We start from the raw sequence: 19,150 nt of genomic DNA, 5'->3' as shown, positions 1-19,150 counted from the left end.
CGCTTGGGAGACCGGATTAACGAAGGGAGAATTCATTATGACGCAGGAGACGTACCAGCATCCCCATGTTCCTGCCGGGTATAAGCATATTCGGGGCGAGTGGGACAGCGGTTTTGTGATTCGCTATATCAAAAACGAGTTTGAGAGCGAGAGCGAGTTCGTCTGGATTCCCGTCGGCGCCCTTCGGGCGGACGGAACCCAGGACGGCGTGCATTACGACAGGCAGTTCGGCACGCGGAAGGAGCTCAAGTACAGCGGCGAGCCTTCGCTGAAGGTGCCGGAGGAGCTGGCCGGGCAGATGGAGAGCATCGAAAAATACGGAGGCTTCTACATGAGCCGCTATCCGGTCTCTCTGGACGACGACGGGGAGCCTTGCAGCGTGGCGAGGCGAGTCCCTGTTACCATGAGCCTCCGCTCCGCGGTAAAGACGGCCCGACGCTTTGAAGGCGGACCGGATGTGAGCGCGCATCTGCCCTATGCCGCAGAGATGGATACTATGCTGGCCTGGCTGGTGCAGACGGAGACTCTTACGCCCCGCGAGATCCGGGAGGCGGCGGCGGTCCGGGAGTCCAGAACGGCCGGGCGAAAGATGCCCCATGCCTGTGAGAGCCACAGCAGGGAGCGAAACGGCTTTTATGACGTGCTCAGCAATGTGGACGAGTGGACGCAGGAGCAGATTGACGAGCCCTATTTGAGCGGGTGCGGTTCCGGGTGTTCTTTCCCTAAAACTGCCCGCTGCTATTTCAGGCCCTATGCCTGCTACGCATTTACCGGGTTCCGTATTGCGCTTAGAATTATATAAAGGAAGGAGGGCTGACACAGCCCTCCTTTTTCAGCATAACTTCTTTCCAGTTTGTTGAAATCAGTCGAATGAGTATGTTATAATCATCACAGCCGGTATACGAACAGGGAGGAAGAGACGCATGGAACCCAATGCCTATGAAAGCGTACAGCGAAATATTCCGCCGGATGACTATGAAGCGCCGCACCTGAGCCTGATCGCCGCGTTGGAGCCCTATGGAGAGGTGATGGATGTTCCAAAGGACTATGTCCTTTACTCTCTCGGGGACAGCAGGCTGCCGGACTGCTATATCTTAAAGAACGGTTTAGTGAAAGCGTTTCATATTTCCGCCTTTGGCGATGAACAGATCTACAATTTCTTCCGCAGCGGTTCGCTGCTCTTTCATTTGACAACTGTGCTGGACACGGTCCCGGACCTCTCCTTTGTAACAACCGCGCCCTCGCGGCTGGTCCGTGTTCCCCGGCGGGTCATTCAGGGATTTCTGCAGTCCGACCTGCGGTTTACCAACCTGATGCTCATCGACGCGGAACGGGCCCTTTTGCAGACCTCCCGGCGGATGCGGGAGGCGGAGACATACAGCGTGGAGTGGAAGATTTGCAATATGCTGCTGACCTATGCCAGACGGTCCGGTGTGGAATACGACGGCAAGATTTTGATTAAAGAGCGGATCAGCCAGCAGCTGATGGCCGGTATGCTCAAGGTCAGCCGTATTACCGTAGCGAGAACCATCAAGGAATTAAAGGACCTGAGCCTCATTGAAAACATCAATGGCTTTATCTGTATTCGTGATGAGGACAAGTTGCGCTCCCATATGTATTACATCGGGATGCCCCTTGACTGATCTCAGGCCTCGATGCGTACGGCGCTGGAGACGATGAACTTCCGGGCCTTTTCCCGACGGAGATGGAACCGGATGGCCTCGCTGCCGATCTCCGCCCGGACGGCCTCCGCGGGTATTCTAAAATTTTCGGCCAGCTCCTGGACGCCCGCAGTCACTTCGTCCTCGCTGACAGGGATGTTTTCCGCGTCTGCGACCGCGTCCAGCAGAAGATTCCGTTTTGCCGACTCCACTGCCTCGGAGTAATTCGCCTCTCGCCAATCCTCTTCCGTCTGCTTTGCGCTGTGGAGATAGGCTGTGAATACCTCGCCGGCAAGGGCCTCCGCCGTCAGTTTCTGCCGCTCATTCATGCGTTGGTCCACAATCCGTTCCAGCTGGATGCAGAATGCCTCGTCAATGTCGCCGTAGTCCACCAGGACCTTACCGACAACCGTTACCAGCTCTTCCATGGTCATGATCATCTCTTTTCCGCGGAAGATGTCGTGTGTCGTCTGGATGGCTCTGGCCCAGACGTCCTCCTCGTCGTAGTCCGGGGTCAGCTCGCGGATGCCGGAACGCAGAATGGCGTGGAGATCAGCCAGCATATTCAGGGCGGTGCTCTGGAGCATGTCGGATTTTTTCTGCATCTCCAGAGATTCCCACTCCCGCTCAACGAAAAGCGCGGGAATTTCAACCTCCAGATCCTCTGCGGCCTGCAGAAGGACCTTTTCCTCGAATTCCTCGTCGGATGAAGCGGACGCCGTGATGCCGCGGTAATCTCCAAGGGAAATCTCCGGCGCGATGGCGGCCTCAAAGCTGACCATAACCGTGCCGTCCTCCTGCTCGTCTGCGGACAGCACCCTGGTAAACATGAGTTTTAGGTCATATGTGTCCGCGAAACTCTGGATTGCGCCGCGGACCGCCGCTTCCAGCGCCTCGCCGGGATCTCCGTCCCGGCGTATTTCCTTGGCTTCAACCAGAATCAGAGCGGTCAGGGTTCCCTTTTCTTTCCGCGTATCGTATACTTTCATGAAATTGTACACCTCTCTTTTACATCGGCTGTGATTAACAAATCCATTTTAACGTAGTATACCCGATAAGATTCCGCATTGGTAGTATCAAATGACATACTTTCTATTTCGCTGCCTGGCCGTGCTCGATCAATGGCGAAATACGAAACGGCGGGAGATTTTTCGCCAGTCAGTCAAAACCTCCGGCTTAGCCGGAGGTTTTGAATTGGTACTGCCAGTTTCCTGTATATCTTGTATGCGCAAGAAAATCGACGCGGAGCGGCGGAAAAGCGGAGATTTTGGCATTTTTAAGCGGTCATTGGCGCTGCGTGAATCCGAAATGCCGGAAATCAGCTTGACAGGCCGGGCCGCGCGGGTTTTGTGTTTCAGCCATGGAAACGCTGCGGCAGATTACGGCAGTTCCTCTGCGCGTTTTACCAAACTGTCAATGAAATACTTGCTGGCAATGGGCAGACTGTTCCTGTCCCGATACCCTGCGGCGATGGTTCTGCTCACCGCCGGAACCGTGGGCCTCAGAGCCAGGCGGTAGTTTGTCCGGTGCAGGATCAGCTCCGCCAGGATGCTGACGCCTAGGCCCTGTTTGAAAAAAGTCAAAACGCCCAAACGGTGGATCTTTATCCGGCACTCTGCGATAAATTTTCTTGCCGGGCGTCAGCCTGCCTGCAAAAATTTGCATTGATTGGCGAAAATATCTCTCGCCGTTGGGCATTCCGACATTTTGCAAACAAGGCCAAGCCCCACCTCCACCATGGTCATGATGGCGTAGTCGTCGTGGATGGTGTATTTGACGTTAGGCGTTACGCCCAGCGACCGAAAGGCCTTCAGGGGCTCGTAATAATGGCCCTCCTCCAGCAGAATGAACGGCTCTTTCGCCTGCAGCTTCAGAGGCACAGTCTCCAGCTCCGACAGAGGGTGTTCCGCCGGCAGCACCGCCAGCATAGCGCCCTCCTTCAAAACCAGGGTTTCCAAACCGGAGACGGCTCTGGGATTCACGAAGCCGAAGTCCACTGTCCCGGTTTTGATCCACTCCTGAATGGGATGTATAGTCCCCCTGGTGAATCATAAACTCCACAGCAGGATAACGGAATTGAAAGTCCCGCAGCAGATCTGGCAGCCAGTGGGCGGAGATGCTGGCCAGAGTCCCCATGCGGACCACGTCGGTCTCCAGGCCCTTGATCTCGCCGGCCTTTTCCTGCGCCGTCCAATACTGATACACCAGCCGCTCTACATAGGGGTACAGCTCCGCCCACTCCAGCGTCAGCTGGGCCCCGGTGCGGGAGCGGATCAGCAGCTTAATGGACAGCTCCTCTTCCAGCGACGCGATCATCTGGCTCATGGCGGACTGGGTATAACCCAGGGCCTCCGCGGCCCGGGTGAAGCTGCCCAGCTCCACGATTTTTTGCAGAGCGAGATAACGGTTCACAAAAACCATCACCTTTTCTAATGATATTATAAGACTTTTCCGTTTTACTTATCTCTTGCGATAGTGTACACTACATCCATCTGGAACGCAAGAGGAGGACGAAAAAATGTCTTATGAATCCGTAAAAGCCTACTTTGAGGAGGCCGGGCTCTCCGGCCGCATCACGGAGAGGGAGCAGACCGGCGACACAGTGGAGCACGCCGCCCAGGTCATCGGCTGTGCCCCGGCCGAGATTGCAAAGGCCATGTCTTTCCTGGTGGACGGCAGGCCGGTGATGGTGGTCATGGCCGGGGACGCTAAAGTAAACAGCTCCAAGTTCAAAACCCGCTTTCATCAAAAGCCTGTGATGATCCCCTGGGACCAGGTGGAGGAGCTGACCGGCCACGCCCCTGGGGGCGTCTGCCCCTTCGCGGTGCGGAAGGGCGTGGAGATCTATCTGGACGCTTCCCTCAAGCGGTTTTCCGTGATTCACACGGCCGCCGGAACGGACATGGCCACCATCCGCCTGACGATGGCGGAGCTGGAGGAGCACGCCCGTGCCGCCGGGTGGGTGGACGTGTGCAAGGGCTGGTTTGCCAACGAGGGGATGCCGGCATGAAAGCGCTGTACGAACGAATCCGATCCAGCTTCGACCGCCAGAATTTTCTGGCGCTTTTGGGGGCGGAACTGGAATCTGTGGAGCTGGGAAGGGTGGTAATCTCCTGCCGGCGCCGAGAAGATCTCACTCAGCAGCAGGGCTTTCTTCACGGCGGCGTAGTTACAAGCATCGCGGACGTCACCTGCGGCTACACCGCGCTGACGGTGATTCCGGAGAGGCAGGAGGTCTTGACTGTGGAATTCAAGATCAATCTTCTGCGGCCAGTCACTGGGAGAAAAATCATTGCCGCCGGTTCCGTCGTCAAGGCAGGAAGCTCCCCAGTCATCACTGAGGCGGAGGTTACGGACGCGGACAGCGGGAAACCCGCTGCCAAAATGCTGGCCACGATGATTCCGGCCGCAAAGAAAGAAGAGCCGGTATGAGCGCGCCGAATGTAAAAGAACGGCTGGCCCCCTGCGGACTGCACTGCGGAGGGTGCCGGGTGGAAAAATGCAAATTTAATAAAAACTGCAAAGTTCGATCCTGCGCCCAAGAAAAGCGGGTGGATTTCTGCTGCGACTGCCCGGAGTTCCCCTGCGGTCATACTGGATTGGATGAAAATCTCTGTCAGCGTCACGTTGCGATCAACCAGAGAATTGCGGAAATTGGCCCGGAGGCATATTATGACGATGTCAAAGACTCTCCAAGGTACTGATGGAAAAAGGAGCTCCGTCGTCCTGATGACCCTGGCCGCCTCCTTGATCTATAGCGTCAGCAGCGGCATACGGGTCAATTACGGCATACTCCTGGGCCCCATTGCCCGCAGCAGCGGTGTAAATTACGCCTCGGTCAGCTTCAAAATTCAGACTGACCAAAGGCGGCAGACGCCGTTTGTCCAAGAGGGGCCTGCCCCGCAAGGAGAATGAATGGGGCCGGCGTATGCTGATGGAATATAGACTGTCCGGGCAGGACACGCCCCAGAGGATAAGGTACTGCATGACAGGATGAAGAGGGAAGAGGCGTTCTAAGAAGCTGTGCGCCAATAGGCGGCGGCACGCAGTTTGACGGAAAAATTTTCTCGCCAATCTGCGCATGGCCGCCCATTGGTACAGCTTCTAAGTTTCAAACACTGGAATAGTGAAAATTCCAGTATGCCGGCAGATACCTAAATTTACTATATTTTTGTAATATTAAAAAAATGAGACCGTTGAAACCATTGCATTGCACTGGCTTCAACGGTCTTAGACAAGACATGCATTCCCGTCCCCCTCCACCGCGAGTCCAGCGGAGCGAGTCGCGGTGAAAAGCGAAGAAATTCCCATCACAGCGCAGTTTTCGGCGAAGTCGGAAACGGAGCGGCGATGGGAATTTCTGAGCTGGCAGCGGGTGAAGGATTCGAACCCTCACATACAGAGTCAGAGTCTGCTGTGCTACCTTTACACAAACCCGCTGTATCTGTTCACCTCAGCGAACAGATATTATTATACAGAAAAGTGATATTTTGTCAAGAGTTTTTTTCAACTTTCTGAGACAATTTTTTGCGAAATTTATTTTCCCTTGCCGCCGCCAAAAAATCCCTTCAAAAAGCCGCCCTTTTCCCTCTTCTCAGGCTTTGCGTCCTTGAGGCGTTCCAGGGCCTCCACGGCCTCCTGGAATCCCTGATCCGCGGCGGCCCGGTACAGTTCCAGGGCCTTCGCCAGGTCCTGCTCCACGCCCTTGCCGTTTTCATAGCACCAGGCCAGATTGTGCTGGGCCCGGGGGCTCTCCTGGTCCACGGCGGTCTTGTACCAGCGGACGGCCTCGGTCCAGCTCTGCTCCACGCCCACGCCGGTCTCGTAGAGGTACCCCAGATTGCAGGCGGCTGTCCGGTCGCCCCGCTCCGCCGCCTTGTGATACCACGCCGCGGCGGCTTTGACGTCCTTCTCCACGCCGTGGCCGAACTCACAGCATACGCCGAGACTGCACATGGCCCTGGGATACTCGGAGACGGCGGCCCTTTTGTACCAGGCCGCCGCCTGGGTCCAGTCCTGCTCCACGCCCCGGCCCTCCTCGTACAGGAAGCCCAGGTTGCACTGGGCGGCGGCGTCGCCCTTGTCCGCGGCCATACGGTACAGCCGGGCGGCCTCTGCGGGGTTTTTCTCCACACCGTCGCCGTTTTCGTAGCATACGCCCAGGTTGCACATGGCCTGGGGGGAGCCGGCCTCCACGGCCCTTTTGTACCATGTCACAGCGGTCTGCAGGTCCTGTTCCACGCCCTGTCCCCGCTTGTAGAAGTAGCCCATGCAGAACATGCCCCGGGGGTCGCCCCGCTCCGCCGCCTTGCGGTACCAATTGAGGGCCCTGGTCAGATTCTCGTTTACGCCCTTGCCGTTTTCATAGCACCAGGCCAGATTGCACATGGCCCGGGGGAAGCCCTGCTCTGCAGAGGCCTTGTACCAGCGGACAGCCTCGGTCCAGCTCTGCTCCACGCCCCGGCCCACCTCGTAGAGATAGCCCAGGTTGCACTGGCCGGGGGGATTGCCCATGTCGGCGGCCTTGCGGTACAGCTCCGCCGCCTTCTCCCAGCTCTGTTCCACGCCCTCGCCCCGCTCATAGCACACACCCAGATCGCACATGGCGGGGGCGTAGCCGGCGTCGGCGGCCTTCTGATACCAGCGGCAGGCCTCCGCCTGGTCCTGGGGCTGGCTCAGGCCGTAGTCGTAGTCCCGGGCCACGTTGAAGAGGCCCCGGGGATAGCCCTGCTCCGCGGCGGCCATATACCAGCGGAAAGCTTCTGCCTGGGACTTCTCCACGCCCTCGCCGTGCTCATAGCACCAGGCCAGATTGCACTGGCCCCGGGGCAGGCCCAGGTCCGCCGCCTTGCGGTACCAGCTTACCGCCTCGGTCCAGCTCTGTTCCACACCCTCGCCGGTCTCGTAGAGGTACCCCAGGCAGCAGGCGCCGTCCTCATCGCCATCCTCGGCGGCCTTGCGGTACCAGGCGGCCGCCTCTGTCTTGTTGGCGGGAACGCCCTGGCCCCGCTCGTAGCAGAAGCCCAGGCATACCAGCCCCCGGGGATAGCCCTGTTCCGCGGCGGCGCGGTAGAGGTGGGCGGCCTCGGTGAAGTCCCGCTCCACTCCCTTGCCGTTTTCGTAGCACCAGGCCAGGTTGCACTGGGCCCGGGGATAACCGCGGTCCGCGGCGGTGCGGTACCATTTCACCGCCTCATCCCAGCTCTGCTCCACGCCCCGGCCGGATTCGTAGCAGAAGCCCAGGCAGCACTGGCCGGGGGCGCTGCCCTGCTCGGCGGCGGCCCGGTACCATTTCACCGCCTGCTCCAGATCCTCCTCCACGCCGCTGCCGAACTCAAAGCAGCGGCCCAGCTCCGTCTGCGCAGCCGGGTATCCCAGCCACGCGGCGGACTGGTACCACTTAGCGGCCTCGGCGTCATCCGCCTCCGTGCCGGCGCCCCGGCGATAGGCCTCACCCAGCAGGAACTGGGCCCGGGGAAAGCCCTGCTCCGCGCCCTTCTGGAAGCACTCCAGGGCCTTGGCCTCGTCGGTCTCCACGCCGATGCCGTATGTATAGCAGTATCCCAGATTGGTCAGGGCGGGCATGTACTCCTGGGAGGCGGCCTGGGCGTACAGCAGTACCGCCTGCTTGGGGTCCGCCTCCACGCCAATGCCTGCCTCCAGGCACCAGCCCAGGTTGGTCAGGCCCAGAGGATCTCCCAGGGCCGCCGCCCGCTGATAGCAGGCCAGGGCGTCGGTCTCCCGCTTTTCGTCCACAGCCCGGTTGCCCATGGAGACCCAGTCTCCGGCGGTCATCTCCTCCTCGTTCAGGGCGACAAAGAACGTGCCGCCGCAGCGGGGACAGACATCCGGCTCCTCGCGTTCGGCCACAAAGCCGCAGTCCGGATTTTCGCAGCGATAGTAATCCATATATATCACTCCTGTCCGGCGCCGTTTTGGGGAAGGGCGGCGCCTGAATTATAGACATCCAAAAGGGAATAGGCGCTTCCGCGGTACTTGAAGCCGGGGAAGGTGTCCAGCTGAACGCCGTGGATGGCGCGGAAGATACTTTTTTCAATGTTGGGATTCTCCCGCTTCAGCTGCCGCAGCAGCAGCTTGATCTCCTGGCGCTTGCTTTCGCCGATGCCGTCGCCAGAGGCGTCGCGGGCCTCCGTAAAGCGGCAGGCGCACTGGAGAAACCGCAGCTGGTTGTAATTTTTCCAGGCTGTGACGGCGTCCTCGTGGACGCAGTACAGGGGCCGGATCAGCTCCATGCCGGGGAAGTTTTTGCTGTGGAGCTTGGGGGGCATGGCCTGGAGCTGGGCGCCGTAGAACAGGCCCAGAAGAGTGGTCTCGATGACGTCGGAGAAGTGGTGCCCCAGGGCGATCTTGTTGCAGCCCAGCTTTTGGGCCTGGGCATACAGGCAGCCCCGGCGCATCCTGGCGCACAGGTAGCAGGGATTTTTCTCCACCTGGGTAGTTACGTTAAAGATGTCGCTGTCAAATACGGTGAGGGGAACGCCCAGAGCCTCGGCGTTGGCCTCCAGCAGCTGCCGGTTGGCGGGGTTGTACCCCGGGTCCATGGCCAGAAAAGTGAGGGAGAAGGGCTGGTCCGTGTGTCTTTGCAGCTCCTGCATGAGCTTTGCCAGCGCCATGGAGTCCTTGCCGCCGGAGATGCACACGGCGATATGGTCCCCGGGGGAGACCAGCTCATACCGCTTCACCGCGGCGATAAAGGGATTCCAGAGGGACTTTCGGTAGGTCTTGATGAGACTGCGCTCGGCAGTCTCCCGGGGGGTAAGTTCACGGGACATGGCGGTTTTCTCCTGATTGGAAAGAGATCAAAAAAGGAAATAAGAGGTCCGGGGGCAAAGCGCCTGCTCTCTCCGCTCCCGGCGGGAAATTGAATTCAATTTGAAGGCTCACAGCCATATCGCTCCCAGCCGGAAGAGGGAGGAGAATATTTTCCGGAAGAGATCCCGGTTATTCCAGTCCTCTATGGTATAAAGGGTGCTCTCCGCCATGATGCGGTCCAGATCCTCCATCAGCTGCTCCACCACCGGCATATGATACAAAAGCACGCCGCATTCATAGTGCAGCTGAAAGGTGCGGTAGTCCATATTGGTGCTGCCGATCAGCATTGTCTCCCGGTCTGCCAAGACGCTTTTGGCATGGAGGAAGCCGGGGGTGTATTTGTAGATCTTTACGCCGTGGTTCAGCAGTTCTCCCCAGTAGGTTTCCGCCACCATATAGGTGAATTTGTGGTGGTCCGGAATACCGGGGATCAGCAGGCGCACATCCACCCCCGCATCGGCGGCGATGCACAGGGCCTTCTGCATGGATTCCTCCACGGCGTAATAGGGGGTGGTGATATACAGCATCCGCTGAGCGGAGGAGATCAGCTGGAGATAGGTCTCCTCAATGGGGTTGTCCGGGTTATTGAGAGGGCCGTCTGTAAAGGGCTGGCAGAAGCCGGAGGACTGGGGCATCTGGTGGCGGGAGCGGTAGTAATCCTCCTCGTTGGGCAGGGTGCGGCCCATCATCTGCCACATCTGGATGAACTGGGCGGCAAAGCCCCAGGCTCCCGCGCCCTCGATCCGCACGCCGCTGTCTTTCCAGTGGCCGAAGCGGATGACCAGACCTGCGTACTCGTCCGCCAGGTTGATGCCGCCGGTCCAGGCGTAGTGCCCGTCCACCACGGCGATCTTTCGGTGGTCCCGGTAGTTGAAGTAGATGCGGCTGACATAGCGGTGGACGGGGTTGAACACCTCCACCTCGATTCCGGCGTTCTGGATGGCCTGCAATGTCTCGTCGGACAGGCGGGTCAGGTTGCCGAAGTCGTCGAAGATGATATAGACCTCCACGCCGGCGGCGGCCCGTTCCCGCAGAACGGAGAAGATCCGGTCCCACAGCTGGCCCTCCGCCAGAATGTAGTACTCCAGGAAGATATACGTCTCCGCCCGGCTCAGGTGGGCGATGAGGTCCTCGAAGAAGGCGGCGCCGTCTCCGAAATACTGGGCGTCCGTGTCCCGGTAGAGGATGAAGCCACGCTTTTGGAGATAGGCGGCCAGCCGCCCCCAGGCCGGGGACTGGCGGCGCAGCTGGGCCAGATTTTTCTCGCTGGCAAGGCGCTGGCCCTCCCGCAGGGGGATGAGAGGGATGCTGCGCAGGCTCAGGCTCTTGGCCTGATGGGTGCCGCCCCACAGGCAGAAGAGGAGCATGCCGGATACCGGCAGGGCCAGCAGAAGGCACATCCAGGCCAGCTTGTAGGTGGGACTGCCGGGGCGCTGGTAGACCCGGATGGCCACGATGACGCCGGCCAGCTCCAAAACGGAGTAGACATAGGTGGCCTTCTCCTGCAGGAAATGGGTCAGAAACAGGGTGGTGGCGATCTGGGCGATCACCGTCAGGGCGCACATGCCGATGCTGGTGGCGGCGGAGATGCGCCGCTCCGTCCGCTCGGTGGTCCTGGGCAGATTTTTGTGCATGGTCTCCGCCTCCTCTCTATCTCTCTCAGGTTTTCATGCCAGCTTCTTATTATACAAAAAAACAGGCGGGCGCGCAACCGTTTTTCTGTGAACAATCCTGGAAAAGCCACGGCTCCGCCGAAGGCGGAGCCGTGGGGGAATCAGCTTGCTCAGCGCTTCTCCCGCAGGAGGCTTTGCTTGATGTCCCAGAGCTTCTGGCTCAGATCCACATAGTAGGTGTGGGGGTTTTCAAAGCGCTTGACCTCGTCCCAGAGGGTATCCACCTGCGCCAAACAATATTTCTGAATCTCCGGCAGGGTGGGACGGTCATAGACCAGGGCTCCGCCCTGGAACACCGGGCACAGCAGGGGTCTGGCGGTGAAATTGGTATAGGTCTTGCGCTTCCAAGTGGCCTGGGGGTCAAACAGCTCCAGGGGCCGGGTTTCGTCCACCGTCTCGTCCCAGACGGTGATGTAGTCCGCCTCCGCCTTGCCGGTGGCGTTGTCATAGATGCGGTAGACCTTTTTGAAATGGGGGTTGGTGATCTTGCCCACGTTTTCGCTGACCTTGATCTTGGGAATGATGTTCCCCTGGCCGTCCTCCACGGCGGCCAGCTTGTACACCCCGCCGAACACCGGCTCGCTGCGGGCGGTAATCATCCGCTCGCCCACGCCGAAGAGGTCGATCTCCGCGCCCTGGCGGATCATATCCTGAATGAGGTGCTCGTCCAGGGAGTTGGAGGCGGAGATCTGGCACGACCTCCAGCCGGCGTCGTCCAGCATCTTCCGGGCCTCACGGGTGAGGTAGGCGATGTCGCCGGAGTCCAGCCGGATGCCGCACTTGGTGATTCCCCTGGGCCGCAGAACCTCGTTGAAGGCCCGGATGGCGTCCGGCACGCCGGATTTCAGCACGTTGTAGGTGTCCACCAGGAGCGTGGCATTGGTGGGGTAAATCTCGCAATAGGTCTTGAAGGCCTCGTACTGGCTGTCGAACATCTGGACCCAGGAGTGGGCCATGGTGCCGCCGGCGGGGACGCCGTACAGCTGGTCCGAGAGGGTGCAGGCCGTGCCCTTGCAGCCGCCGATATAGGCCGCCCGGGCGCCGATGATGGCGGCGTCGGCTCCCTGGGCCCGGCGGGAGCCGAACTCCAGCACAGTGCGCCCCTGGGCCGCCCGGACGATGCGGTTGGCCTTGGTGGCGATGAGGCTCTGGTGGTTCAGCGTCAGCAGGACAAAGGTCTCGATCAGCTGGGCCTGTATGGCGGGGGCGCGGACCGTGAGGATGGGCTCCCCGGGGAAGATGGGTGTTCCCTCCGGTACGGCCCAGATGTCCCCGGTGAAGCGGAAGCGGCGTAAAAACTCCAGAAATTCATCAGAGAACAGTCCCCGGCCCCGAAGATAGCGGATGTCCGCCTCCTCAAAGCGCAGGTTTTCGATATAGTCGATCAGCTGCTCCAGTCCCGCGCATACGGCGAAGCCGCCCTTGTCCGGAACATCCCGGAAAAAGACGTCAAAATAGGTGATCCGGTCCTGAAAGCCCGCCTGGAAATAGCCGTTGCTCATGGTCAGCTCATAGAAGTCGCAGAGCATGGTCATGTTCAGTTTCTCTTCCGTTTTCATAAATGCCTCCACACACAGCGGCTTTCCCTGCTGCGGCCGCTGCTTTCCGGCGGACGCTTGCCGCCGGTCAAAGTTAGATGTATTATAAGACCCCCGGGCGGGAAAAGCAATCGCTTTTTCTTTTTTTGTCAAATTCACATTGACAACCAGGTCCCGCTCTTTTATGATGGGAATATTCCAGATAGACACGGCGGACGGCCTGCCCGCCGGCAGGGAAGGGGACGATGGACATGGGCGTAATTCTGGGGATCGACATCGGCGGTTCCACTACAAAGATCGTGGGGCTGCGGCCGGACGGCGGCATGATCTCCATGCTGCGGGTTCGGGCGGAGGATCAGGTGACCAGCCTGTTCGGCGCACTTGGTAACTACCTGACCACCAACAGCCTGGCCCTCACTGATGTGGAGCGGGTGGTTCTCACCGGTGTGGGCACCTCCTATGTAGAGGGGGACATCTACGGCCTGCCCACCTGCCGGGTGGACGAGTTCTCCGCCAGCTGCGCGGGGGCGCTTTCCCTGTCGGAGCAGGAGCGGGGCGTGGTGGTGACCATGGGCACCGGCACCGCCTTCCTCTGGGCGGAGCGGGACGGCACGGTCCGCCATCTGTGCGGCAGCGGTATCGGCGGCGGCACTTTGGGGGGCCTTTGCCGCAAGCTGGTGGACATGGAACGGTTCGGCCAGATCAAGCGTCTGGCGGAGCAGGGGGACCTGGGCCATGTGGATCTGACCATTCGGGACATCTCCAAAAACGCGGCGGCTACCCTGGACCCGGACATGACCGCCGCCAATTTCGGCAACCTGGCGGAGGACGCGGCCCCCGCCGACCTGGCCGCCGGCGTGGTGAACCTGGTGCTCCAGGCCATCGGCACTATGACGGTGCTGGCCTGCCAGGCCTGCGGGGCGGATACGGTGATCCTCACCGGCTCCATGACCACCCTCTCCCAGGTGAAGCTCAACTTCCAGCTGTTTGAGAAGCTGTACGGCTTCCGCTATATCATCCCGGAGAACGCCACCTTTGCCACCGCCATCGGTGCGGGGCTTTGCAGCCTGCGGCAGCAGCACTGAGGCGGCAGAAAATGAGAACCGCCCGGCGCAGTAAGCGCCGGGCGGTTTGATGCGTTTTGCGGAGAGCTTACTCCTCGTCTTCCTTGTCCTCGTCCTCCAGATCGAACTCCAGCCGCTCGCCGCAGTTGGGGCAGAGAACCTCGCCGTCCTCCAGAACGGACTCGTCAAAGTAGATGGTCTCCTCACAGGTGGGGCAGGTGGTGGCGTAGCACTCCTCGTCCTCGTCCAGGTCGTCATAGTAGTAGTCGCTGTCGTCCTCTTCGTCGTCCCACTCGTCGAAGACCACGTTTTCCACGTCCTCCAGGTCGTCGCTGACGGCGTCCAGCCCGTCAGCCAGCTCCGCCTGCTCGTCCTTGATGTCCTCCAGCTCCAGAGCGATGTCGTCCAGGGTGTCGATGATGGCGGCCAGCAGCTTGCCGACCTTCTTGTCAGTATCCAGCTCCATGCCCTCGGCCAGTCCCTTCAGGTAAGCGACTTTCTCAGTGATTTCCATAACAGCAGCTCCTTTCGTTTATCAAATAATTGAAGATGGTATGATATTGCAGTTCCCCCGTTTCTCTGCGCCCGCAGGCGCAGGGAGGGGGATCGGGGGAATGCTGGGTTTTCCCGTTTCTTCCGCCGGAGACGGAAGAAGATTTTTGAATCATTTTCACCGCGGCGCCCTCCAGCAGGGCTTCTCTTGCCCCTGCGGGGCAATTTACCTTCTGTACATGGTGAAGATAACTTGACCCGTCTGTCCCCAGACATTGGCAAAACAAGGGGAATCTAAAGGGGGGACGTCAGTCCCCCCTTTCATTTCACTCCTTGCAGCGTCCCAGATACTCGCCGGTGCGGGTATCCACCTGGATCTTCTCGCCCTCGTTGATGAACAGGGGCACCTGGATCACGGCGCCGGTCTCCAGAGTGGCCTTCTTGGTGACGTTGGTGGCGGTGTCGCCCTTCACGCCGGGCTCGGTTTCGGTGACCTCCAGGTCCATGAAGTTGGGGACCTCCACGGTGAACACGCTGCCTTTGTAGCTCACCAGCTTGCAGACGGTGTTCTCCTTCATGAACTTGAAAGCCTCGCCCAGCACGTCACGGTTCAGGGGGGACATATCGTAGGTCTCGGGGTCCATGAAGTAGTAAAGGTCACCGTCGTTGTAGCTGTACTCGGCGTCCTTGCGCTCCACGCTGGCCTGCTCGAACTTGGCGGTGGGGTTGAAGGACTCCTCGCGGATGGCCCCGGTGATGACGTTTTTGTACTTGGTGCGCACGAAAGCGGCGCCCTTGCCGGGCTTGACGTGCTGGAAGTCCACCACCAGCATGGGCTTGCCCTCCATCTCGAAGATCATACCCTTGCGGAAATCGCCGGCGGAAATTGTAGGCATAATAATACCCTCCTCACAAATCTATGAGAAAACGACCTGCGGGAGGACATTTTCTCTGTCTTTTCTATGATCTGGTAATTTGATCATCCCTATTCTACCGTATCTTGTCCCGTATTGCAAGTATTTTTCCGCGGATCGGACAGAATCAAGTGAAAAAATTTGGGTTTTCTCAAACGGACCCGGGTTGGACAGCTTCAATCAGGAGCTTGCCGGCGGTTTGGGTTTCCCGTGGAGAAAAGGGGGATATGCGATATGGTTTTTTGTGCGGCCTTGGCGGCTGCTTGCTCGCTTCGTTTCGCGGTCTTTCCAGGGAGCGCCGTCCCCTGGACCCCCGCAGCTTTTGAAAAAGCTGGCAAAACTTTTATCGGCTTCTCTTTCGGCTCATCGCCTTAAACGGCGCCTGCAGTCCGTGGAGCACCTTCTGCCACAGCGTTATGGCTCCGCCCGCCGGCTCCACCATGAGGGCCAGCACTCCGGCCCGGTTGGCGGCCAGCATATCCGTCAGGAGCTTGTCACCCAGCATGGCGGTGTGGGCCCGGTCCGTCCCGGCCTGTGCCATGGCGGCCTTCAGGCCCCTGGTGGAGGGCTTCCCGGCGCGGCCCTGGTAGGAGACCCCCAGATCGGCGCAGAACTCGCTCACCCGTATGCCGGAGCGGTTGTTGGAGACGATCATGAAGGTGATGCCCTCCGCCGACAGTCCGGCGATCCAGTCCCGCAGAGCCTGATCCGGTCGGCGGGTGGATTTAGCGGCCAGAGTGAAGTCCAGGTCGCTGAGGAGCAGGGTGATATTCTGCTCCTTCAAATATTCAGCGGTGACGTCCCCATAGCGGTCAAAGACCTGGCGGGGGATCAGGGAAAAGGGCATAGGCGCCTCCTTATTCGCATAGTTTATTTACAGTATAACAGTTGAAGCCCATTCACACAAGGGGGAGATCACCATGCAGACCTATCTGGCCGTGACACCGGAGGAATTGCGGGAGGCGGGGAAGTACGGCCGCGCCTTCGCCCATGTGGCCTACCGTATCGGCCCGGGCTCCGCCATGCTGCGGCAGAACCTGCTGCTCCAGACCCGGGGCGGGCTGCTGTCCGTCAGCGACCGGGAGGCGCCCCTGATCGAGGACCCACAGGCGCTGTGCGCGGCGGTGCTGCGGGAGTGCGGACGGCGGGGATACGGCGGCGTCCTGCTGGACTTTGAGGAGCGGCCCCGCCGGGACCGGCTGGCGTTCGTAGAGCGGCTGGGGCAGGCGCTGTCCGCCGGACGGCGGGCGCTGTACCTGCCGGAGAGCTACGCCCGGGCCACGCCGGTGGGCATCCCGCTGCTGTGTACCGCCATCTCCGGGGGAAACTTCTCCCAGCGCCTTCAGGAGGCCGCCGCGGCCCAGGGGGGCGCGTCCCGCCTGGCGCTGGATGTTCAGCGGCTGCGGATGGACTTTCGCCTGCCGGCCCGTTCTGGGGAGGGAGAGCCCCTGACGGAAAAGGCTTTCCTCCGGCTGACAGAGCAGGAGCGTCCTGCGGTCTTTTTCTCCCGTGATCTGTGCGCCCGGTATTTTACATACAGCCGGGAGGGGGAGACCCACTTCGTCCTCTTTGACGATGCGGACACTCTGGCTCAGAAGCTGCGCGCCGGAAACGCCATGGGCTTCACGGCGGCCTTTCTCATGTGGCCGGAGGTGAAGGACATCGCTGGGAAGCTCTTTCCTCAGAGCGGGAGGTGAGGGGGGAAGCAGGAAAGAAAGGAGATGCGCACTTGGGAACGCTCCCGATTCAATCTGGACTCCATGGCCTTCCGTTTCAGATAAAAGGGGCCGCGCCATAGGCGCGGCCCCTTTTTTGAGACGAAGATCAATAGTAGCGCTTTTTGTTTTTGCGGGCGGCCTCAGACTTCTTGCGCCGCTTTACGCTGGGACTCTCGTAGTGCTCTCTTTTCCGAACCTCGGCCAGAACGCCAGCCTTGGCACAGCTGCGCTTAAAACGTTTCAGTGCGCTGTCAATGGATTCGTTTTCCTTCACGTGGATCTCAGACATCTATATTTCCCTCCCTCCGAGGTATCCGGCTTTTCCAGGATACTTTAAGGGCCATACATCATATATTATGGCTTTAACATGTGTATTATACAAAGGGAATACCCTATTGTCAAGAGAATTTACAAAATTCTTATAAAAAAAGTGTGACAGCCGCAAAACTTTTGCCTTTGTTCGACGAAAAAGCCTTGAAGGATCTGTTTTTTGTGGTATACTGAAAGACAGTCAAACCCCTATGAACAAAAGGAGGCCGAAGGATATGGGATTGTTTGGAGGACAGACAAAGGCAGCTGAGCAGACGGATTATCAGTACACTCCGGAGGAGCAGGAGGAGATGCCCCAGCTTCCGGAACCTCACACCAATACCGTGATCGCCAAGGATCTGACCGTGACTGGTACCTTGCGGGGCGATGGTGTGGTCCAGATCGAGGGCAAAGTAGAGGGAGAGATCAGCCTGAAGGGTTATGTGATTGTGTCCGATACCGGTGTCATCAAGGGCCCCATTGAGGCGGACGTCATCCGGATTGCGGGGAGCGTGGAAGGAAATATCATTGCCCACGACCATCTGCGGCTGGAGAAGACAGGCTCTGTGGTGGGAGATGTGACCACCGTTTCCTTTGTCGTTGAAGACGGGGGCCGGCTCAACGGCCGCACCACCATGATTAAGGAGACATCCGCCGCGCGGAGCGGACAGGACATACAGGCCGGGGCCGGCGATTGGGAGGACGTAACCCAGTAAGAGTACATGGAAGTCCGGCGGAGCCGCTTTGGCCCCGCCGGGCTTTTTGAGCTGCCGAGACCACTGTATACCGCGCACTGGTCTGTGGCAGGTTTGTTATTAGAAGCTGTGTTCAAAGGCGTAAAACGCCGTCCGGACGGGTCTTTTCGCGCCGTTCTTCGTTAAATTTTCTTGCAATACATCCAGTATTCCCCACCTGTGAATACAGCTTTTTAATATTTTTTTATTAAAATCGAAACCTGTATTCAGCGGCCGCTGGTGCGGGTTCTATGAGAGGATGGTATCTATGGATCGCTGCGCATTGGCGTACGAATATCACAAGAAGGGATACAACTGTGCACAGTCTGTGACGGCTGTCTTTGCGGACCTGACGGGCTGGACGCCGGAGCAGCTGTTTGCCGCCGCAGGGAGCTTTGGCGGCGGCTATGGCGGCAGCCATGAGGAGGCCTGCGGAGCCGTCAGCGGGGCGCTGCTGGTGCTGGGTATCCTGTTCCCCTATACGGACGAGGGGGACAGAGAGGCCAAGCGGAAGCTCTATGGACTGGCCAAGGACTTCCGCCGGCGCTTTTTTGAAACTTTCGGACATACCCGCTGCGGGGATCTGCTGAAAGCCCGTCCGGGTCTTTCGGAAAAGACACGGGCGGCCCAGCGCCTGGACATCACCACCCACTGCAACATTATGATCGTCACCTCGGTGGAGCTGCTGGAGGAGCTGCTGCGGGAGCAGGGAAAACTCTAAAAAGACCGGGAGGCATGGATTGCCATGCCTCCCGGTTTTTTTGCGTGTCAGTCCGTGGTGGTCTCGTAGGGCCAGTCGATGATGCCGCCGAAGTCCGCCGCGTTGGCGTAGCCCATGTCCGCCAGCTTCTCCGCGGCCTCGGCGCTGCGGCGGCCGGAGCGGCAGTAGACCAGAATCTCCGCGTCCTTGTCAAAGGGGAGGGGGAGATCCGCGGAGATGTCCTCGCTGGGCAGGCACACGGCTCCGGGGATGTGGCCCTCGTCAAACTCCTCCTGGGTGCGCACGTCCAGCAGGATTATGCTGTCGTCCTCATCCAGCCGGGCTTTGGCCTCCTCCGCCGTCAGGGTGAGGTATTTTTGGCTGGTTTTCCTGGGGACGGGGGCATTGGGAGTGGAGCGGGCGGCAAAAAACTTGATGGCGGCCATGCCGAAGCAGATGACGGCGGCCAGAAGAAAGAGCTGTCTCATTGGTAAATTCCTCCTGTTTTGGGGGT

At 59.5% G+C, this 19,150-nt stretch carries 22 protein-coding genes, 1 tRNA gene and 1 pseudogene; 10 read left to right on the top strand and 14 right to left on the bottom strand.

Annotation, left to right across the window (positions count from 1 at the left end):
- Positions 1–37: 37 nt before the first annotated feature.
- Both C816_RS20555 and C816_RS20550 read left to right on the top strand, forming a co-directional pair.
- Positions 38–802, top strand: a complete 765-nt coding sequence (locus C816_RS20555; RefSeq protein ID WP_016324339.1) for a hypothetical protein — start codon at positions 38–40, stop codon at positions 800–802.
- 121 nt (positions 803–923) lie between these two features.
- Complete coding sequence (locus tag C816_RS20550; RefSeq protein ID WP_016324338.1) at positions 924–1,643, top strand: Crp/Fnr family transcriptional regulator; 720 nt, start codon at positions 924–926, stop codon at positions 1,641–1,643.
- A gap of 2 nt (positions 1,644–1,645) precedes the next feature.
- On the opposite strand, the gene C816_RS20545 is transcribed toward C816_RS20550, so the two are convergent.
- From C816_RS20545 to C816_RS25780, 4 genes and pseudogenes are all read right to left on the bottom strand, one after another.
- Positions 1,646–2,650, bottom strand: a complete 1,005-nt coding sequence (locus tag C816_RS20545; protein ID WP_016324337.1) for a trigger factor — start codon at positions 2,648–2,650, stop codon at positions 1,646–1,648.
- A gap of 390 nt (positions 2,651–3,040) precedes the next feature.
- A complete protein-coding gene (locus C816_RS20540; protein ID WP_207636966.1) occupies positions 3,041–3,244 on the bottom strand; it encodes a type 2 periplasmic-binding domain-containing protein in 204 nt (67 codons plus the stop codon).
- 57 nt (positions 3,245–3,301) lie between these two features.
- Positions 3,302–3,643, bottom strand: a complete 342-nt coding sequence (locus C816_RS25785; protein WP_371254436.1) for a LysR family transcriptional regulator substrate-binding protein — start codon at positions 3,641–3,643, stop codon at positions 3,302–3,304.
- Between the two features lie 322 nt (positions 3,644–3,965).
- A pseudogene (locus tag C816_RS25780) lies at positions 3,966–4,082 on the bottom strand (LysR family transcriptional regulator); the annotation flags it as partial.
- 97 nt (positions 4,083–4,179) lie between these two features.
- Here C816_RS25780 and C816_RS20530 point away from each other — a divergent pair.
- The 4 genes from C816_RS20530 to C816_RS24405 are packed head-to-tail and all read left to right on the top strand — an operon-like array spanning position 4,180 to position 5,576.
- Complete coding sequence (locus C816_RS20530; RefSeq protein ID WP_016324334.1) at positions 4,180–4,671, top strand: YbaK/EbsC family protein; 492 nt, start codon at positions 4,180–4,182, stop codon at positions 4,669–4,671.
- Complete coding sequence (locus C816_RS20525) at positions 4,668–5,093, top strand: PaaI family thioesterase (RefSeq protein ID WP_016324333.1); 426 nt, start codon at positions 4,668–4,670, stop codon at positions 5,091–5,093. Before C816_RS20530 ends, C816_RS20525 begins: the two co-directional genes overlap by 4 nt.
- Entirely contained in the window at positions 5,090–5,365 is a 276-nt protein-coding gene (locus C816_RS25775; RefSeq protein ID WP_016324332.1) for a DUF3795 domain-containing protein, read from the top strand. The genes C816_RS20525 and C816_RS25775 overlap by 4 nt, the downstream gene beginning before the upstream one ends.
- Positions 5,334–5,576 carry a hypothetical protein gene (locus C816_RS24405; RefSeq protein WP_016324331.1) on the top strand — a complete coding sequence of 81 codons (243 nt, stop codon included), beginning with the start codon at positions 5,334–5,336 and terminating at the stop codon, positions 5,574–5,576. The genes C816_RS25775 and C816_RS24405 overlap by 32 nt, the downstream gene beginning before the upstream one ends.
- Before the next feature lie 451 nt (positions 5,577–6,027).
- On the opposite strand, the gene C816_RS20515 is transcribed toward C816_RS24405, so the two are convergent.
- The 5 genes from C816_RS20515 to C816_RS20495 form a co-directional block, all read right to left on the bottom strand.
- Positions 6,028–6,101: transfer RNA gene (locus C816_RS20515), tRNA-Gln, on the bottom strand.
- A 96-nt stretch (positions 6,102–6,197) separates the two neighbouring features.
- Positions 6,198–8,570, bottom strand: a complete 2,373-nt coding sequence (locus C816_RS24055) for an SEL1-like repeat protein (protein ID WP_016324330.1) — start codon at positions 8,568–8,570, stop codon at positions 6,198–6,200.
- A 5-nt stretch (positions 8,571–8,575) separates the two neighbouring features.
- A complete protein-coding gene (locus C816_RS20505) occupies positions 8,576–9,454 on the bottom strand; it encodes a tRNA 2-thiocytidine(32) synthetase TtcA (protein ID WP_016324329.1) in 879 nt (292 codons plus the stop codon).
- A gap of 108 nt (positions 9,455–9,562) precedes the next feature.
- Positions 9,563–11,128 (bottom strand): cardiolipin synthase, encoded by a 1,566-nt coding sequence (cls, locus tag C816_RS20500; RefSeq protein WP_016324328.1) that lies wholly within the window; start codon positions 11,126–11,128, stop codon positions 9,563–9,565.
- A gap of 149 nt (positions 11,129–11,277) precedes the next feature.
- Positions 11,278–12,726 carry a nicotinate phosphoribosyltransferase gene (locus C816_RS20495; RefSeq protein ID WP_040656435.1) on the bottom strand — a complete coding sequence of 483 codons (1,449 nt, stop codon included), beginning with the start codon at positions 12,724–12,726 and terminating at the stop codon, positions 11,278–11,280.
- A 230-nt stretch (positions 12,727–12,956) separates the two neighbouring features.
- Between C816_RS20495 and C816_RS20490 the strand changes: the two genes are divergently transcribed.
- Entirely contained in the window at positions 12,957–13,790 is an 834-nt protein-coding gene (locus C816_RS20490) for a BadF/BadG/BcrA/BcrD ATPase family protein (protein WP_040656433.1), read from the top strand.
- A 67-nt stretch (positions 13,791–13,857) separates the two neighbouring features.
- Here C816_RS20490 and C816_RS20485 read toward each other — a convergent pair whose 3' ends face one another.
- The 3 genes from C816_RS20485 to C816_RS20475 form a co-directional block, all read right to left on the bottom strand.
- The gene (locus tag C816_RS20485; RefSeq protein ID WP_016324325.1) at positions 13,858–14,283 is read right to left on the bottom strand and encodes a CD1247 N-terminal domain-containing protein; all 426 of its coding nucleotides are present in this window, start codon (positions 14,281–14,283) and stop codon (positions 13,858–13,860) included.
- A gap of 304 nt (positions 14,284–14,587) precedes the next feature.
- On the bottom strand, positions 14,588–15,157 hold the full coding sequence (gene efp, locus C816_RS20480; RefSeq protein ID WP_016324324.1) for an elongation factor P: 570 nt from the start codon (positions 15,155–15,157) through the stop codon (positions 14,588–14,590).
- 361 nt (positions 15,158–15,518) lie between these two features.
- Positions 15,519–16,022, bottom strand: a complete 504-nt coding sequence (locus C816_RS20475) for a YqeG family HAD IIIA-type phosphatase (protein WP_016324323.1) — start codon at positions 16,020–16,022, stop codon at positions 15,519–15,521.
- Positions 16,023–16,095: 73 nt separating this feature from the next.
- Here C816_RS20475 and C816_RS20470 point away from each other — a divergent pair, with 73 nt between their 5' ends.
- On the top strand, positions 16,096–16,872 hold the full coding sequence (locus C816_RS20470; RefSeq protein WP_016324322.1) for a glycoside hydrolase family 18 protein: 777 nt from the start codon (positions 16,096–16,098) through the stop codon (positions 16,870–16,872).
- A gap of 127 nt (positions 16,873–16,999) precedes the next feature.
- Here C816_RS20470 and rpsU read toward each other — a convergent pair whose 3' ends face one another.
- On the bottom strand, positions 17,000–17,182 hold the full coding sequence (gene rpsU / locus C816_RS20465) for a 30S ribosomal protein S21 (RefSeq protein WP_016324321.1): 183 nt from the start codon (positions 17,180–17,182) through the stop codon (positions 17,000–17,002).
- A gap of 256 nt (positions 17,183–17,438) precedes the next feature.
- On the opposite strand from rpsU, the gene C816_RS22180 reads away from it, so the two are divergent.
- Positions 17,439–17,918: a bactofilin family protein gene (locus C816_RS22180; protein ID WP_016324320.1), complete on the top strand. Its 480-nt coding sequence runs from the start codon at positions 17,439–17,441 to the stop codon at positions 17,916–17,918.
- Between the two features lie 286 nt (positions 17,919–18,204).
- Positions 18,205–18,657, top strand: coding sequence for a C-GCAxxG-C-C family protein (locus C816_RS20455; protein WP_016324319.1), 453 nt, complete (start codon positions 18,205–18,207; stop codon positions 18,655–18,657).
- Positions 18,658–18,704: 47 nt separating this feature from the next.
- Here C816_RS20455 and C816_RS20450 read toward each other — a convergent pair whose 3' ends face one another.
- Positions 18,705–19,124: a rhodanese-like domain-containing protein gene (locus C816_RS20450; RefSeq protein WP_016324318.1), complete on the bottom strand. Its 420-nt coding sequence runs from the start codon at positions 19,122–19,124 to the stop codon at positions 18,705–18,707.
- Between the last annotated feature and the right edge of the window lie 26 nt (positions 19,125–19,150).

This window comes from Oscillibacter sp. 1-3 (assembly GCF_000403435.2).
Classification (GTDB): domain Bacteria; phylum Bacillota; class Clostridia; order Oscillospirales; family Oscillospiraceae; genus Oscillibacter.
The sequence above is the reverse complement of the archived record's forward strand: the minus strand, read 5'-3'. Positions and strand labels throughout refer to the sequence as shown.

What these genes read in the sequence shown, in the direction of transcription:
- cls (WP_016324328.1), bottom strand. Translation starts at nt 11,128, where the DNA reads ATGCACAAAAATCTGCCCAGGACCACCGAGCGGACGGAGCGGCGCATC.
- C816_RS20550 (WP_016324338.1), top strand. Translation starts at nt 924, where the DNA reads ATGGAACCCAATGCCTATGAAAGCGTACAGCGAAATATTCCGCCGGAT.
- C816_RS20545 (WP_016324337.1), bottom strand. Translation starts at nt 2,650, where the DNA reads ATGAAAGTATACGATACGCGGAAAGAAAAGGGAACCCTGACCGCTCTG.
- C816_RS20495 (WP_040656435.1), bottom strand. Translation starts at nt 12,726, where the DNA reads ATGAAAACGGAAGAGAAACTGAACATGACCATGCTCTGCGACTTCTAT.
- C816_RS20475 (WP_016324323.1), bottom strand. Translation starts at nt 16,022, where the DNA reads ATGCCCTTTTCCCTGATCCCCCGCCAGGTCTTTGACCGCTATGGGGAC.
- C816_RS24405 (WP_016324331.1), top strand. Translation starts at nt 5,334, where the DNA reads ATGACGATGTCAAAGACTCTCCAAGGTACTGATGGAAAAAGGAGCTCC.
- C816_RS20455 (WP_016324319.1), top strand. Translation starts at nt 18,205, where the DNA reads ATGGATCGCTGCGCATTGGCGTACGAATATCACAAGAAGGGATACAAC.
- C816_RS20505 (WP_016324329.1), bottom strand. Translation starts at nt 9,454, where the DNA reads ATGTCCCGTGAACTTACCCCCCGGGAGACTGCCGAGCGCAGTCTCATC.
- C816_RS24055 (WP_016324330.1), bottom strand. Translation starts at nt 8,570, where the DNA reads ATGGATTACTATCGCTGCGAAAATCCGGACTGCGGCTTTGTGGCCGAA.
- C816_RS20450 (WP_016324318.1), bottom strand. Translation starts at nt 19,124, where the DNA reads ATGAGACAGCTCTTTCTTCTGGCCGCCGTCATCTGCTTCGGCATGGCC.
- C816_RS20525 (WP_016324333.1), top strand. Translation starts at nt 4,668, where the DNA reads ATGAAAGCGCTGTACGAACGAATCCGATCCAGCTTCGACCGCCAGAAT.
- C816_RS20530 (WP_016324334.1), top strand. Translation starts at nt 4,180, where the DNA reads ATGTCTTATGAATCCGTAAAAGCCTACTTTGAGGAGGCCGGGCTCTCC.
- efp (WP_016324324.1), bottom strand. Translation starts at nt 15,157, where the DNA reads ATGCCTACAATTTCCGCCGGCGATTTCCGCAAGGGTATGATCTTCGAG.
- C816_RS25775 (WP_016324332.1), top strand. Translation starts at nt 5,090, where the DNA reads ATGAGCGCGCCGAATGTAAAAGAACGGCTGGCCCCCTGCGGACTGCAC.
- C816_RS20470 (WP_016324322.1), top strand. Translation starts at nt 16,096, where the DNA reads ATGCAGACCTATCTGGCCGTGACACCGGAGGAATTGCGGGAGGCGGGG.
- rpsU (WP_016324321.1), bottom strand. Translation starts at nt 17,182, where the DNA reads ATGTCTGAGATCCACGTGAAGGAAAACGAATCCATTGACAGCGCACTG.
- C816_RS20555 (WP_016324339.1), top strand. Translation starts at nt 38, where the DNA reads ATGACGCAGGAGACGTACCAGCATCCCCATGTTCCTGCCGGGTATAAG.
- C816_RS20485 (WP_016324325.1), bottom strand. Translation starts at nt 14,283, where the DNA reads ATGGAAATCACTGAGAAAGTCGCTTACCTGAAGGGACTGGCCGAGGGC.
- C816_RS22180 (WP_016324320.1), top strand. Translation starts at nt 17,439, where the DNA reads ATGGGATTGTTTGGAGGACAGACAAAGGCAGCTGAGCAGACGGATTAT.
- C816_RS20490 (WP_040656433.1), top strand. Translation starts at nt 12,957, where the DNA reads ATGGGCGTAATTCTGGGGATCGACATCGGCGGTTCCACTACAAAGATC.